Origin of the sequence: Lysinibacillus sp. NPDC093216, from assembly GCF_050280325.1 — a bacterium.
Lineage (GTDB): Bacteria > Bacillota > Bacilli > Bacillales_A > Planococcaceae > Lysinibacillus.
Genome location: NZ_JBNNVB010000011.1, coordinates 1 through 14976, shown reverse-complemented (window position 1 = coordinate 14976; position 14976 = coordinate 1). Strand labels below are relative to the sequence as shown.

Here is a 14976-nt window from a genome sequence, read left to right as displayed (position 1 = left end):
ACTGAAATAAAAGAGCGCCAAGAACGTTGTGCTCTTGGCGCATCTCACATCTCACATCTTTAAAAATCGAGCTTCATTAAATCACGAAGTTCGTCATCTTCTAATTCAGTTAACCATTGGCTTGATTGAATTAGTTCTTCTGATAGTGCAGACTTTTGGGCTAGCATTTTATCGATTTTCTCTTCGATAGTACCAATTGTAACAAACTTATGCACTTGTACAAATTGTGTTTGGCCAATTCGATATGCACGGTCTGTCGCTTGATTTTCAACGGCAGGATTCCACCAGCGATCTGCGTGTAATACATGATTTGCCGCTGTTAAATTGAGCCCTGTTCCACCCGCTTTTAAGGAAAGGATAAATATAGGGAAATCTCCTGCCTGGAAAGTCTCTACTAAGCGGTCACGCTGCTGCTTAGGCATTGCACCTGTTAAGAAAGGTGCATCAATATTATATAGTTCACTAAAACAATGCTGTAGTAATTGCCCCATTCCAATATATTGTGTGAAAATGAGGCACTGCTCGCCGTTGTCCACGATTTCTGTAGCCATTTGCACGATACGTTCTAATTTCGTAGAACGAGTAAGCATTGATTCGGCATCCTCGAAAGGTTCTTTTAAATACAAGGCAGGATGATTACATAATTGCTTTAACTTACTGAGCATCTTTAAGACGCGTCCCTTTTTCTGAAAGCCTGTTAATTGCTCCAGCTGATCGAGCGTCTCTAATATATATCCTTCGTATAGAGATGCTTGCTCAGTTGTTAATGGACAGTACTCATGAGACTCTTGTTTATCTGGTAAGTTAAGTTGTAAGTGTGGGTCGCGCTTTGTACGACGAAGTAAAAACGCTTGAATTTTTGCACGTAACTTCTGTTTATGTGACTCAGACTCATCTCGTTCTATCGGTAAAATAAATTCTTCATTAAAGCGACCGAAGCTACCTAAATAGCCTTTATGGATAAAGTCAAAAATTGCCCATAGCTCCGATAAACGGTTTTCCACTGGTGTACCCGTTAAAGCAATATGATGCGTCCCTTGTAATTTACGAATAGCCCTTGATTGTAGCGTTTGCATATTTTTAATATTTTGAGCCTCGTCTAGCACAACGGTTGCCCATTCTACTTCCTGTAAAAACTCTGCATCCTGTGATACCGTGCCATAGGTAGATAAAATCACATGTGGTTTTTCACTTCCTATTAGCTGTTTGAAAGCGTCCTCCTTTGCTCGATTCGCTTGATAATGCGTATGCACACTCAAGGAAGGAGCAAAACGAGCAAGTTCCTTTTGCCAGTTGCCTAGTACAGACGTAGGGCAAATAATGATGGATGGTTTTGTATCCTCAATTGTTTCATAAAGATGAAGTAAATATGAAATAAGCTGTACCGTTTTACCAAGACCCATATCATCAGCTAGGCATGCACCAAAGCCTTGTTCTCGCATGAAGACAAGCCATTCAAAGCCCTCATGCTGATAAGGACGTAATTCTGCCTGCAAAGATGTAGGAACCTGTACAGTAGGGAGTCCTTTTTTCTCCTGAAGCTGCTCCATATAGGATTTAAGCGATTTTTGCAATTCAAATGCAAAAATCGGGTCATCTCTCATTGCATCATCGGCATCTTCTTCTTCGAGAGGTAAGGATAAATCCTCTGGTAGCTCACGGAATAGTAATTCACGAACGGTCCAGCTTTCATCTTCTGCTTGCTGCATCAATGCACGCATTTCTTGCATCCAGTTCGCATCAACTCGGAACCATTCAGTACCAATACGAATGAATTCGCGTTTCTCATCTACAAGTTTTTTAAATTGCTCAGGTGAAATGGACTGTCCATTCATAGAAAATTGCCATTTGAACGTTAAAATATCATCTAGTCCAGCAACCTTCTTTGTCGCTACATTGCCAGTACTTACGCGAACACGCAATTTTGACTGTTTTAAATCCTTTAGCCAAGCCGGTAATACAACGTCAAAGCCGAGAGCTTGTAATCTTGCTAAATCTTCACGTAAAAATGTTCGAACTTGTAAATCGTCAAGCATAATACGGATAAAAATATCGTGATGTAAATCTTCAATAGAAAGAAGATCTACAATTTGTCCTTGTTGTTGTTCAATAGCATCAGCATACATTTGCCATTTTGTCGGTAGAGCATCAGCAATTGGTAGTGACTGCTTTCGCATAGCTGGCGTCCAGTAGTTTTTGGCTGTAGCCGTACTAAGTACTGTTTCTAAAAGCCAAACATCTGAATCTTCCTCAGGCTCGCCTAAGCGTAGGGAGACAGTAACTGCACCTGCCTGTCGTTCCTGCTCTAGTGGCCAGCCACCACGCAAGAAAAATGGCATTAGCTTTGGTAAATCAGACAGTACAAGACCTGTTTGAGCAAGTTTTTGCTGCACTGCCGTTTCTAATAAAGCTGTATCTTCACCGTCTATAGGGAATGTTAGCGCGGAAAAATCATCTGCAATCACTGCGTGTGACCAGAGCGAAGGCTCCTGCCAATACGTCTGTAAAGCAGACGCTTTTTCTAGCCACACCTGACTTTCTGCGTCTGCACCTTGCCAGTTAATAAAAGGATGCAGATAGCGCTGTGAAAAAATATCAAGGAGCTCAGAGGTTGAAACTTCAATCGTACGTTCTGAACGATTGGTTAATAAACCATAGACATTCGCTTCATAGTTAAAAAATAATGAAGAAATGAGTGAGTCTGCTTCCATTGCTGCACCATCAGCAGTAAATCCCTGTAACGTATAATATCCTTCCTGTGCTGCATGAATACGAAGCTGTTGCTTTTTTGAAAACGGGGAAGGAGCATTTATAGTCATCATACTAAGTTTCCTTTCTCAATTTCTTCCTGTAATGCACGAAGTCGTTTATACTCTGCACGAATTGTTTGCATATATGTCTCAAAATAAGCAGTTTTACCAGCACGTTTTGCTGCACTGCGCATACTTTTCCAGATTCGTACAGCCTGCTTATAGTTCATACGTGATTTTTGTGTAATTTCAGTCATGGCATATAGATGATATAAGGGCAATACTGTTGAAGGCGCAACCTGAAGCACATCTTTCAATCCACACATTTCTAAATAAGAAAGGGAGGAGAGATTTAACTGATGGAGGGCTGCCCATTCACGATAACGTCCTTTTTTAATAAGAAGGAACGAAAACGGTTGAAGCCCATAAACACCAAATGCACTATATAATGTAACTTCCTGTTCTTCCGTAAGCTGTATGTCTTCGTATAAAAGCTGAAATTGCCTTACATATTGAGCACGCTTTACAACTGGCACTGTTTGCTGTAAAAAGTCTTCGGTAAATGGTAGCATCGCACGTAAAATAATGGATTGTGCGTGTGATTCGCCAGCACGTTTTGCAAAAGTAGCCAGCTCAAATAGGTCCTGCATATGTTGTCCATCAATATGTGCAATGCTTTCCTGTAATAAACTTTCTTTTTGCAGCAGTACATAAAATAGCAGTTTTAATGACTGCAAGGAAATTTCATGTGAAGGATTCTCAAGGTTATTTATAAGTGCTAATTCCTGTTCACGACGCGGCTTTTCATAAAAAAGCACTGCCCAAAGTAGCATATATATTTGTAGTCGATCAGCAAATAATCCTTGTCGTTCCAATAAAAACTCTCGAACTAACTCCTGAATCGCATCATAAAATGGATCAGTGGCAAAAAGTCGTGATCGACCCGTTAGCTCTGTCAGTATACTTTCGAATGATTGAACACTTTGATCAATAAAATATTTCATATAAGGAGAATCCAAAGAATGTCCTTTTGTTTCATTTAAATGGCGCCATATTGTATTAAAGATGGATAGCTCCATAAAAAGCTTATAAAGTGGCTGCCACTCACGCTCGAAAGGCATATGCCGTTGAAGTCGCTCCAATGCATCTGTTCGTATAGCAGAAAGGCCATACCCTTCTAGAATTCGCCCAGGTGGCAATAAACGTTTCATGACTTCATCGACCATCAATCTCCAGCTTTCCGGACTTCGTTCATCTGCTAATGATTTTAATTGCACTGATTTTTGCGCGCGCCAAGCACTTGACCAATTTTGTACTGAATCAAAATATTGATAAAGAGCAAGCAATGCACCAACCTGATGTCTACACCATTTCAGCTGGGGACAGTTACAGTGCAGCTCCTCTTTGGCAAAATCAATTTCTACAGTAGCAGGTCTTACATCCTGTACGCTTGCATATAATGTAGAACTCGCTCCATTAAAACGTTCAAAGACAACTGATCTATTCCGCACTGAAAAAACAGCACGACGCACTAGCTCTTCGTCTTCAGTAGAGGAAGGATGTAACGCCTGTTCAGCTTCCTGTAATTTGGTAAGGATAAATTCTTGGTGTTCCTTAGCTAATTGGGCAATAGACAATGCCATAACCTCACTCCTTTCAAAATGTATAGCTAGTGAGCATGTGTAAATATGAAGGAAAAAAGACTGTCCTTCCATTATACGATTAAAATGCGTACATGATAAGCTGAATGATTTGAAATAAAAAAATCAAGGAGAAGATAGTTAACAAGATAATCGATATGTGTTAAAATCTGAATAATCAGAATAAACAAGGAGGGATAAGGATGATGCAAGTTCAATATATGAAGCCATTTTACACAAAAATCACGGGAGACAAACTACGTCTCGTGTTTGCTTATCAATATTTCTCTATTTTAAAAGAGAATGAGATTTTCCATTTCATTCCCATCGAAGGTAAAGAGATGATTATCAACTTGAATACACAACAAATTGAAAATATATCCGAGGTATTTGTTTTCCAGAAAGGGAATCGTTTTATCCGACTGCCATTATATCAATTATTATTAATTACAAATGTTCATGAGCATCTAGCACCGATTCTTGAAAGCGCTACTCCAAAGCCTCAGTTACCACTTGTATCTTCAGTGACTGTTGGCGAAGTAGATCAGCTCATTACAGAATTGGAGCAGCAAAACATTGATTATTTAATCGACCAGGCATTACTAGATCATGATAAAGATCTCTTTTTTGAACTACTACAACAAAAGAACCATCAACTCGGAGGTTTCGAAAATTGAATACACGGTATTGCAATTAAGCACCTACTTTTCATATGTGAAAAGCAGGTGCTTTTATATATTAATGGGTCTAAAGTCCGGAATGTGAAAATGAACTAAAAGTTATTACTATATAGAACCTACTAAATTAGAATACATTACCAAAAAAAGTTTAAATGAATTTAACAAAGACCGATATAATAACAATAGGGGGTGGTGAAATGATGCTTGGCAAATGGTCAGCAACGGGGATGTCCATTTTAAATAATATGAATAGACATTACGGTGCAATGAGCAAGGCAATGCTTCGAATTTCTACAGGCTACCGCATCAATAGTGCTGCGGATGATCCAGCGGGACTTGCGATTTCCGAAAAAATGCGTGCGCAAATTCGCGGCTTGAACATGGCAGCGAAAAATATCCAGGACGGTATTTCACTTGTTCAAACAGCGGAGGGTGCACTAAATGAAGTACATGATATGATTCAGCGCATGCGCGAGCTCGCAGTCCAGGCGAGCAATGATACTTTAACAGATAGTGATCGGGAGAACCTCGATAAGGAATTTCAAGAATTGAAAAAAGAAATTCAACGCATCTCGAAAGACACTGAGTTTAACACCAAGACATTACTAGATGGGGATTATGCTACAAACGGTATTAAAATTCAAGCAGGTGCCAACGCAGGCCAAAGTATCGAGCTGTTTATTGGCAATATGGGTGCTGGAGCACTTGGCTTAGACGATAAGACATCCATCGCAACTCGAGACGACGCCAACAAAGCAATTTCCACAATGGACGAGGCTATAAAACATGTATCAAGCGAGCGCTCAAGACTAGGTGCCTACCAAAATCGCCTAGAACACGCCTATAATGCGACCGTAAACGCAGCAGAAAACCTACAAGATGCCGAATCCCGCATTCGCGATGCCGATATCGCAAAAGAAATGATGAACATGGTAAAAGCACAAATCCTAATGCAAGCAAGCCAATATGTACTAGCAATGCACATGCAACAAGCACAATCAATTCTAAAACTACTCGAAAGCGGAACAACGAGGAATCCCTGACACTAAAGGAGATTCCTTTTTAGTTGGAGTTAGATCTCTGAGAGGAAAATGAAAACGGCTGATAAAGAAGAGAGCATCGCTGATAAAAAGGTGAGGACCGCTGATAAGAGTGAAACAATCGCTGATAAAGAAGTGAGGACCGCTGATAAGAGTGAGACAATCGCTGATAAAAAGGTGAACATCGCTGATAAGAGTGAGACAATCGTTGATAAAAAGGTGAACATCGCTGATAAGAGTGAGACAATCGCTGATAAAGAGGAGAGCATCGCTGATAAAAAAAGAAACAATTGCTGATAAAAAGTGAAAACCGCTGATAGACATGCTATAATCGCTGAAAGGATCCTAAACTAGCTGATAAACCTATTAAATTTAATATAGAAAAGGAGAGAGTTGATTGATTGTAAAACCCTTCGTACCATCTCCATTGACAAAAGGACTCCAAGCTCTTGTGACTCGGATGCAGCCCACGCACCCACAATATCAAAATTTTCAGCAGGAACTTAAAAATAAAGAAGCTGGTGATTTTGGTGAGCAATATGTTATGAAGGAACTACAGCAAATAGCACTGCTCAATGATTGCTACATTTTCCACAATGTAATACTTCCCTCTGTTCTTCCCATGCAAATTGATATTTTACTCATTGTCCCCAACGCTATTATTCTATTAGAAATTAAAAATATTCGAGGAACTGTCCATTTTAAAAGTGACCCACGCCAGCTCATTCGTACATCGGAATCTGGAGAGGTTCACGTTTTTACGCATCCGGAAATTCAGCTTGAACAGTATATTCAAAGTATGAAATATTTCTTAGACACCCAACATGTATCTATCCCCATTTATGGAGCTATTGTCTTCCCATTTAATAATGTAAATATTCATCGAGAAGACGGACGATTGCCGATTTTAATGGCAAAAGAGCTACCGATATTCCTGCATAAACATCTAGAGAAAAACAAAGAGACGGCAACAATGACAGAAATCAAAAATATTATTTTGTCACATTTGCAGCACAGAACGCCATTTCCACTTTGCCAATACTATCAAATTGATGCCTCTGCTTTGCGACGGGGTGTTCATTGTGAAAACTGTGGGGAGTTTGGGATGGAGAAATTGCGCATGACTTGGTATTGTCAAAGTTGTAAATTTCAATGTAAAAACGCACATATACGAGCACTACTGGATTATCACATGCTAGTAGGAGATACAATATCGAACAGTGAATGTCGTGAGTTTCTGAATATAGAGAGTCAGTATGTAGCAAAACGGCTTTTACAAAAATTAAATTTATCAAGTACCGGGCCAGATCGAATTAGGAAGTACCATTTGTCCAACTTAAATTGGAATTCGCCGCTAAAAGAGTGAGTTGCGCCGCTAATCAAAGGAAGAACGCCGCTAAAACATAAAATTGCGCCGCTAACCAAGCAAAGAACGCCACCAAAACCCAAGATTCCGCCGCTAACGGATAAAACTCTTGCCAAATGACAGACTTAAAATAGAGTTCGCCGCTAAAAGAGTGAGTTGCGCCGCTAACCAAGGGAAGAACGCCGCCAAAACCCAAGATTCCGCCGCTAACGGACAAGCTCTTGCCAAATGACAGACTTAAAATAGAGTTCGCCGCTAAAACATCAAAATGCGCCGCTAACCAAGCAAAGAACGCCACCAAAACCCGAAATTCCGCCACAAACAGACAAAACTTTTGCTAATTGGACACAGAAAACAGCTTCAAAATAACAAATTAATTCACACTTTCATTGGAAAGATGTATACTATAATGCAGAACAAAATGCATCACGCATTTATAGAACATATAACATAACTACTCGTTTTTGAAAACGGAAGGAAGAATAGAGAATGACTAAATCAATTTGTGTCGTTGGACTTGGCTACATCGGTTTACCAACGGCTGTAATGTTTGCCAACCACGGCATAAAAGTACATGGGGTGGACGTAAACCCAGCAGCAGTAAAAAGTATTCAAGAGAAAAAACTGCATATTGAAGAAAATGGATTGCAGGAACGCCTGAACAAAGCAGTAGATGAAGGTTTCTTAACGGCGTCAACGACACCACAGGAAGCGGACGTATTCATCGTTGCTGTTCCATCGCCAATTAATCCTGATAATACAGCGAATTTAGAATATGTGCGTCAAGCTACGGCTTCGATCGTGCCATTCTTGAAAAAGGGTGATCTTGTCATTCTTGAATCGACAGTACCACCGAAAACTGTAGAGCACATTATGCTACCAGAATTAATTAAAGCAAATCTTGAATTTGGTATCGATTTATTTGTAGCACATTCACCAGAACGTGTTATTCCTGGTCGTATTTTTGAAGAATTAGTGAACAACGACCGTATCGTTGGTGGGATTGATGACAAGTCTGCACAAATGACAAAAGAGCTTTATCAAACATTTGTGAATGGTACAATCCACCTTACAGATGCAACTACAGCTGAGTTAGTAAAAGTAATGGAAAACACTTACCGTGATGTAAACATTGCTTTTGCCAATGAGCTTGCAAAATTAGCGGAGAAGTTAGACGTAAACATTTGGGAAGCGATTAAATTTGCGAACTATCACCCACGTGTAAATATTCACTTCCCAGGTCCTGGTGTAGGTGGTCACTGTATCGCGGTTGACCCTTGGTTCCTAGTTGAGCTAGGTGGCGAGACAGCACAAATTATTCACTTATCTCGTAATACAAATGATAGTATGCCAAGCTTTACAGCACAAAAAACACAAGCAATCTTAAATCAAAACAAAATTGCTGGTGGCAAAGTAGCTGTTCTTGGACTAGCCTTCAAAGGTAACGTAGATGATATGCGCGAAAGTCCATCTACAATCGTTATTGACGAGTTACAAAATCTTGGATTAGAAGTTATTTCATACGATCCACACATTAAAGAAAACAAACATGCTACACAAACACAAAGCTTAGAAGAAGCTACAAAAGATGCAGATATCATCGTTGTTCTAACGGATCATAATGAATTCAAAGCATTAGACACTGCAGAAGTTACAGCGAAATCAAAAATCGTCTTTGATACGAAAAACTGCTTAAAACGTGATAAATGGGAAGAAGCAGGCTTCCAGTTCCACCTTTTAGGAGATGCGAAAAACCGATGAAAGAAACAGTACTTGGCATCAATGTCAATACGGAAGGCTACGATGAATTAATGGAAATGGCATTCGGGCGTATTGAAAAAAAGCAAAAGGCGCTCGTTGTTGCCATCAATCCGGAAAAGATTATCAAGGCAAAAGAGGACCCTGCTTTAAAGAAGCTGCTTAACGACGCGGAATTTCAAATTCCAGATGGCATTGGTGTTATTCTTGCTTCCAAAATTCAAAAAGGGCAAATTCGTGAACGTGTTACAGGCGTCGATATGATGATGAAGCTTTGCGAGGAAGCTGCAAAACGTGGCAAGCCTATTTTCCTTTATGGAGGGAAACCGGGTGTTGCAGATGCGGCAAAAGCAAAGCTAGAATCATTATTCCCTTCTATTAAAATAGTCGGCACACAGGACGGCTATGAAAAGGACGAACAGAAGGTACTTGACCGCATTAATGAAGCACAACCCGATTTACTTTTTGTAGCGATGGGCAGTCCAAAGCAAGAAAACTGGATTAATGCAAATCGCGATCAATTGCATCCAACCATTTATCAAGGCGTGGGTGGATCATTCGATGTGCTGGCGGGTACAGTTAAACGTGCACCAGAGGTTTTCCAAAAATTTGGTCTTGAATGGTTTTATCGATTAATGAAAGAACCGAAGCGTATCAAGCGTCAAATCGCACTTCCATTATTTTTATTGGAAGTGGCAAGGCAGAAACGTCAATAATTTTAAAAATTGGTATTGTCGTTTTAAATTGAAAGTGTTAGACTGTATTTGTATAGGAATTTCCTCTATGAAATAAATAGAATTCCCTGCAAGGAAACAACGGTTGGTAGCCCAAGCGAAAAAAGCTCAAGCATTTATATGCTTGAGCTTTTTTCGTGTCTAGAAATATAATTCTACACTTAAAACATAGATGCATTATCCAAAGATCCCACAGAACATTCACCGAAACGTCTTCTTTTTTTACGCCATTACATTTTCCGTAGAACCAAAAAGAATTACCAATTTTCATATCTATATAATTGGATGTCGGACCTATAATTGTTATTTGTTGTAAAAACGTTGAACATTTAAGGATTGTGTTCCAAATTATTGTTGGAAAAGATGTGTAATAATACTTGAAAAATCAGCTTAAATAGATAACAATGGTAAAAGAGAGTTGCATGCCCATGTTTTTCCGGAAATGAATTAGAAACTTTCCCAAAATATGATTGACAACTTTTAGGTATGCAACTATACTTTTATGTGTAGTTGTTTATTTACTGCAATTCTATGTATTTGTAGTAGAGACATATTTTATGAACTTAGAGGAGGAAATTTTTCAATGGCTAACCAACCAAAGAAATACAAAAAATTCGTAGCAACAGCTGCTACAGCTACATTAGTAGCAGCAGCTATCGTACCAGTGGCTTCTGCAGCAAGTTTTACAGATGTAACAGACACTAACTCGCACAAAGAGGCAATCAGCAATCTTGTAGATGCTGGTATCATCAAAGGATATCCAGATGGCACATTCAAACCAGACCAATATGTTACTCGTGGTCAAGTGGTTAAATTATTAGGTCGCTGGTTAGAAACTGAAGATTATGAAATTCCAACTGACTGGAATTCAAAACAACGCTTCAACGATCTACCAGTAACAACTGCTGATAAAGAATTAGTGCAATATGCTGCACTTGCTAAAGATGCAGGCGCATTTAATGGCGTAAACGGCAACTTAAACTACTCACAAAATATGGCACGTCAACAAATGGCAATCGTTTTAGTTCGTGCTATCAAAGAAATCCAAGACGTAGATCTAGTTAAAGAGTACAAAGATGCTAAATTCACGAGCGAAATCTCTGACTTAGGCGGTCTTAATACTGAACAACGTGAAGCAATCACTGCTTTAGAGTATGCTGAGTTAACAAAAGCAGCTACACTACCAGGTAAAGCATTCAAACCAAATGACACAATTACTCGCGCTCAATTCGCTTCTTTCTTAGACCGTACAATGAAACTTGAATTCACAGCTCCTGCAAAAGCTGCTGTAAAAGCTATCAACAGCACAACTGTTGAAGTAACATTTAGCGAAGAAGTTGAAAACGTACAAGCTCTTAACTTCGAAATCAAAGATTTAGAAGTTAAAAACGCAGCTGTAAAACAAACTAACAAAAAAGTTGTTGTTTTAACTACTGCACCTCAAACTGCTGACAAAGAGTACACTGTATCTCTTGGCGGTGAAGAAATCGGTAAATTCAAAGGTATTTCAGCTGTAGTACCAACTAAAGTTGATATCGTTTCTAAATCTGTACAAGGTAAACTTGGTCAACAAGTAACTGTTAAAGCACAAGTTACTGTTGCTGAAGGTCAATCTAAAGCAGGTATTCCAGTAACTTTCAACGTTCCTGGTAACAACAACGATGCTGTTAACCCAACACTTACTGGTGAAGCAGTTACTAATGACGAAGGTATTGCAACTTACACTTACACTCGTTATACTGCAAAAACTGACACTGTAACTGCTTATGCAACTGGTGATCGTTCAAAATTCTCTATCGGTTACGTATTCTGGGGTGTTGATACAATCCTTACAATTACAGATGTAAATGAAGGCACATCTGTTAACAATGGAGCTAATAAAACATATAAAGTTACATTTAAAAATGCTACAACTGGTAAAGCTGAAGCTAATAAAACATTCAACGTTTCTGTATTAGAAAACATTGATGTACCAGCTGACAAATTACAAAATGTAACTGTAAACGGTACTGCAGTGGCTCAATTAAGTAACGGTACTGTAGTTAAAGCAGCACAAATTACTACTGATGCAAAAGGTGAAGCTACATTCACAGTATCAGGTACAAACGCTGAAGTAACACCAGTAGTTTATGAAGCAGCACCTGTTTATGATGCAAATAATAAAGTAACTTCTTATTCTTCAAAATATGAAGCATCAGCATTACAAGCATCAGCTACAAAAGTGAAATTTGCTGCACTTCAAGCTGAATACACTATCGATCTTAAACGTGACGGTGGAGAAGTAGCTGCTATCGGAGATAAAAACGGTGGTCGTAAATATAACATCGTTGTAAAAGATAAAGATGGTAAAGTAGCTAAGAATGAAATTGTAAATGTTGCATTTAACGAAGATATCGACGGAGTAATTGCTACAACTACAAAAGCTAGATTTATTAAAGTAGATGATGATGGTAATCAATCATTCTACACAAAAACTCCTGATAAAGGGAATACAGAAAGTCAAATTACTGTAAAAACAAATGAAAAAGGTGAAGCTTCATTTGTAGTTGGAAGCAGTACACCTAATGATTATGTTACTCCAATTGCATGGATTGATATCAATACATCAAGTGCATCAGACGGTAAATTAGATAAAGGTGAACCATCAACTCTTGGTGCAATTTCATATTTCCAAGAAGAATATCTTGATGGTGCAAAATTAACATCTTATGATGGTGGTACTAAAACAGATAAATTCAAAGATACTGCTGTAGCAACATTTAAACCAGCTCTAACAAACCAAAGTGGTAAAAATTACACTTTAGCTGGTAATGATAAATTCACATCAGTAACTTATACTGTTACAAATACTGGTGCACATGAAATTGTGGTATATGATGTTGCAACTAAAGAGTGGAAAGAGGTTTCTCCAAACCGTAACTTTACAACAACAATCAATAACACAGTAAAAGAACCAAATGTTGTTGATTTACAAGTAAAATCAAAAGATGGAAAAACTACATCAGTAAAAGTAGTAGCTACAGGTAATGCTGAATTCTTTGATAAAAATTCAAATACAACAAAAACGTTTGCATTTACTTCTAAAGAAGCTACTGCAACATTCACAAACACAAGTGAAGTTGGAACTACTTACACTGGTGTTGTAAAATCATTCAATACAGATAAAGAAGAACTAGTAATCAATGATAAAAAACCAGTTAAATATGCTGGTGAATCTGGTAAAACTTATGTATACAAAGGTTTAGGTTCATCAACAATTAGTGATGCTGATGCATTCATCGATATTATTAAGAAAGCTGAAGTTACTGTAACTTACAATTTAGAAGGTAACACAGTAACATTCACTGTTATTAACATTAATAATAATGGTACTACACCTACAGATACTGCAGGAGCAGAAAAAGAAGAAGCAGCAAAAGCTTTAGATGCAGCAATTAAAGCAGAAGAAACTGCTGCCTTAAAAGAAGCAGACTACACTGCAGCTTCTTGGACAGTATATTCTGATGCATTAAAAGCAGCAAAAGCTGTAGACGTAACTAAAGCATCAACTAAAGATATTAAAAAAGCAACTGATGCTTTAGCTGAAGCTAAAAAAGCATTAAAACAATCTGATGAAGCGGCAGCAGATAAAGAAAAAGCAAAAACAGCTTTAGCTGATGCAATTAAAGCTGTTAAAGTAGAAGATTATAAATCTCCTGCTGCAGCAAAAGCACTCCTAAAAGTTGCAACTGATGTATTAGAAAACCCAGCTTCTACAAAAGCTGATTATGAAAAAGCAAAAGCTGAATTAGCAGCTGATCTTGCAACATTAGAAAAAGTAGCAGTACTTGTTGATCCAACAGCTCCAACAGCTACAGCTACAGTAGATACTACTACTGGTGCAGTTGTTACAGTTACATTCTCTACAAACGTAACCCTTGAAGCTGGTCAAGAAATTACAATTGATGGTAAAAAAGGTACTGTTGCTACAGCAGACGCTGACAAAGCAACAATCACATTTGCAGTAGCCCCTGCAAATGCAGCTGCAGAGACAGCTACAGAGACAATTAAAGTTAAAGTGGCTAAAACTACTACAACTAATGAAAAAGATTTCACATATACTGTGAAATTTGATCCAACAGCAGCAGCTGATAAACAATGGACAGTAACTTCTAAATAAAACTAAACGAAACGTTACTTAATAAACTAGCTTGCTAGTGAAATAAGTAGATTATGGCCCCGTAGATATAACTTTAATTAGTTTGACTCTACGGGGTCTTTTCTAACTATCGTATTTGTATTCATCAGGGAAGTTCTGATGCGTGAGAAACAGTTCCGTTTGCTCACGAGCCTAATCCTCCTGCATCCAGCGCGAGTGTCTATCCGCTCAAAGGGGTGAAGTCAGGTGAAGTCGTACTCAAGGAATTGAGGCGGGGTTCTTTAAAAAATGGCTATGGCTAGGACGACGAATCCATGTAGGCTGTATGTGTCGATTATGCGTGCGAAAATTGCTAGGGGTTCATGCATAATTCTTTCATTTGCAATAATGAGGAGATCATCTGCATAATTTGGGAACTGTTAAACAGATGATGGGCATACTGTATAGTGGGAGCCTAAGGTCATTAAAAAGAGGGAACAAGTTGATGGAACGTTTGAAGTCTTTTCGGAAGAGGTTCGATAGAAAACCTACGAAGCCGAAGAGATGGCAGCGGGTTCATAGTAGTGTGGATTGCTAGCCGATTGGACTTGTATGGTAACATATGAGAAGGGTAAAACTAGTAGGAGCGAAGGAACCCAGTCAGTAGTAGTTCTATGAGAAACTTATTTCCCCAAAAATTTGTTTCTTTCAATATGGTATTTTTCAGAGGCAATCATGTATGAGATTGCCTCTTTTTTTAGTTAAGAGAAGTATAAAAAAGCCTCTCAACCTGTAATAAAGTGTACCCTTTGTAAAGGACATTTTTAAAAAAGCTCTAGGCAACTTGAAGAAGATGAAGTCTGTATTGTGCAGGCGTCATCTTTTTTAAGT

The 14976-nt window shown here is 38.5% G+C and carries 10 protein-coding genes; 7 read left to right on the top strand and 3 right to left on the bottom strand.

What is annotated here, in order from left to right; all coding sequences use genetic code 11:
* Window positions 1-59: 59 nt before the first annotated feature.
* Both ACQKOG_RS13635 and ACQKOG_RS13630 read right to left on the bottom strand, forming a co-directional pair.
* On the bottom strand, window positions 60-2822 hold the full coding sequence (locus ACQKOG_RS13635) for a DEAD/DEAH box helicase (RefSeq protein WP_427447009.1): 2763 nt from the start codon (window positions 2820-2822) through the stop codon (window positions 60-62).
* Entirely contained in the window at window positions 2819-4393 is a 1575-nt protein-coding gene (locus ACQKOG_RS13630; RefSeq protein ID WP_427447007.1) for a hypothetical protein, read from the bottom strand. Before ACQKOG_RS13630 ends, ACQKOG_RS13635 begins: the two co-directional genes overlap by 4 nt.
* 200 nt (window positions 4394-4593) lie before the next feature.
* Here ACQKOG_RS13630 and ACQKOG_RS13625 point away from each other — a divergent pair, with 200 nt between their 5' ends.
* The 4 genes from ACQKOG_RS13625 to ACQKOG_RS13610 all read left to right on the top strand — a co-directional run bounded on the left by ACQKOG_RS13625 (window position 4594) and on the right by ACQKOG_RS13610 (window position 7476).
* Entirely contained in the window at window positions 4594-5067 is a 474-nt protein-coding gene (locus tag ACQKOG_RS13625) for a transcriptional regulator (RefSeq protein WP_427447005.1), read from the top strand.
* Between the two features lie 203 nt (window positions 5068-5270).
* On the top strand, window positions 5271-6113 hold the full coding sequence (locus tag ACQKOG_RS13620) for a flagellin (RefSeq protein ID WP_427447002.1): 843 nt from the start codon (window positions 5271-5273) through the stop codon (window positions 6111-6113).
* A 48-nt stretch (window positions 6114-6161) separates the two neighbouring features.
* A complete protein-coding gene (locus ACQKOG_RS13615; protein WP_427447000.1) occupies window positions 6162-6407 on the top strand; it encodes a hypothetical protein in 246 nt (81 codons plus the stop codon).
* Window positions 6408-6507: 100 nt separating this feature from the next.
* Window positions 6508-7476 carry a nuclease-related domain-containing protein gene (locus ACQKOG_RS13610; RefSeq protein ID WP_427446997.1) on the top strand — a complete coding sequence of 323 codons (969 nt, stop codon included), beginning with the start codon at window positions 6508-6510 and terminating at the stop codon, window positions 7474-7476.
* A 13-nt stretch (window positions 7477-7489) separates the two neighbouring features.
* Here ACQKOG_RS13610 and ACQKOG_RS13605 read toward each other — a convergent pair whose 3' ends face one another.
* Window positions 7490-7795 carry a hypothetical protein gene (locus ACQKOG_RS13605; protein WP_370078424.1) on the bottom strand — a complete coding sequence of 102 codons (306 nt, stop codon included), beginning with the start codon at window positions 7793-7795 and terminating at the stop codon, window positions 7490-7492.
* A gap of 170 nt (window positions 7796-7965) precedes the next feature.
* Between ACQKOG_RS13605 and ACQKOG_RS13600 the strand changes: the two genes are divergently transcribed.
* The 3 genes from ACQKOG_RS13600 to ACQKOG_RS13590 all read left to right on the top strand — a co-directional run bounded on the left by ACQKOG_RS13600 (window position 7966) and on the right by ACQKOG_RS13590 (window position 14127).
* A complete protein-coding gene (locus ACQKOG_RS13600; protein ID WP_370078422.1) occupies window positions 7966-9237 on the top strand; it encodes a nucleotide sugar dehydrogenase in 1272 nt (423 codons plus the stop codon).
* Window positions 9234-9950 carry a WecB/TagA/CpsF family glycosyltransferase gene (locus ACQKOG_RS13595; RefSeq protein ID WP_415731072.1) on the top strand — a complete coding sequence of 239 codons (717 nt, stop codon included), beginning with the start codon at window positions 9234-9236 and terminating at the stop codon, window positions 9948-9950. Before ACQKOG_RS13600 ends, ACQKOG_RS13595 begins: the two co-directional genes overlap by 4 nt.
* Window positions 9951-10551: 601 nt before the next feature.
* On the top strand, window positions 10552-14127 hold the full coding sequence (locus tag ACQKOG_RS13590; protein ID WP_427446994.1) for an S-layer homology domain-containing protein: 3576 nt from the start codon (window positions 10552-10554) through the stop codon (window positions 14125-14127).
* Window positions 14128-14976: the final 849 nt, after the last annotated feature.

Bases quoted from the DNA above. Each gene is read 5' to 3' on its own strand.
- ACQKOG_RS13615 (WP_427447000.1), top strand. From the start codon at position 6,162: ATGAAAACGGCTGATAAAGAAGAGAGCATCGCTGATAAAAAGGTGAGG.
- ACQKOG_RS13590 (WP_427446994.1), top strand. From the start codon at position 10,552: ATGGCTAACCAACCAAAGAAATACAAAAAATTCGTAGCAACAGCTGCT.
- ACQKOG_RS13630 (WP_427447007.1), bottom strand. From the start codon at position 4,393: ATGGCATTGTCTATTGCCCAATTAGCTAAGGAACACCAAGAATTTATC.
- ACQKOG_RS13600 (WP_370078422.1), top strand. From the start codon at position 7,966: ATGACTAAATCAATTTGTGTCGTTGGACTTGGCTACATCGGTTTACCA.
- ACQKOG_RS13620 (WP_427447002.1), top strand. From the start codon at position 5,271: ATGCTTGGCAAATGGTCAGCAACGGGGATGTCCATTTTAAATAATATG.
- ACQKOG_RS13595 (WP_415731072.1), top strand. From the start codon at position 9,234: ATGAAAGAAACAGTACTTGGCATCAATGTCAATACGGAAGGCTACGAT.
- ACQKOG_RS13625 (WP_427447005.1), top strand. From the start codon at position 4,594: ATGATGCAAGTTCAATATATGAAGCCATTTTACACAAAAATCACGGGA.
- ACQKOG_RS13635 (WP_427447009.1), bottom strand. From the start codon at position 2,822: ATGATGACTATAAATGCTCCTTCCCCGTTTTCAAAAAAGCAACAGCTT.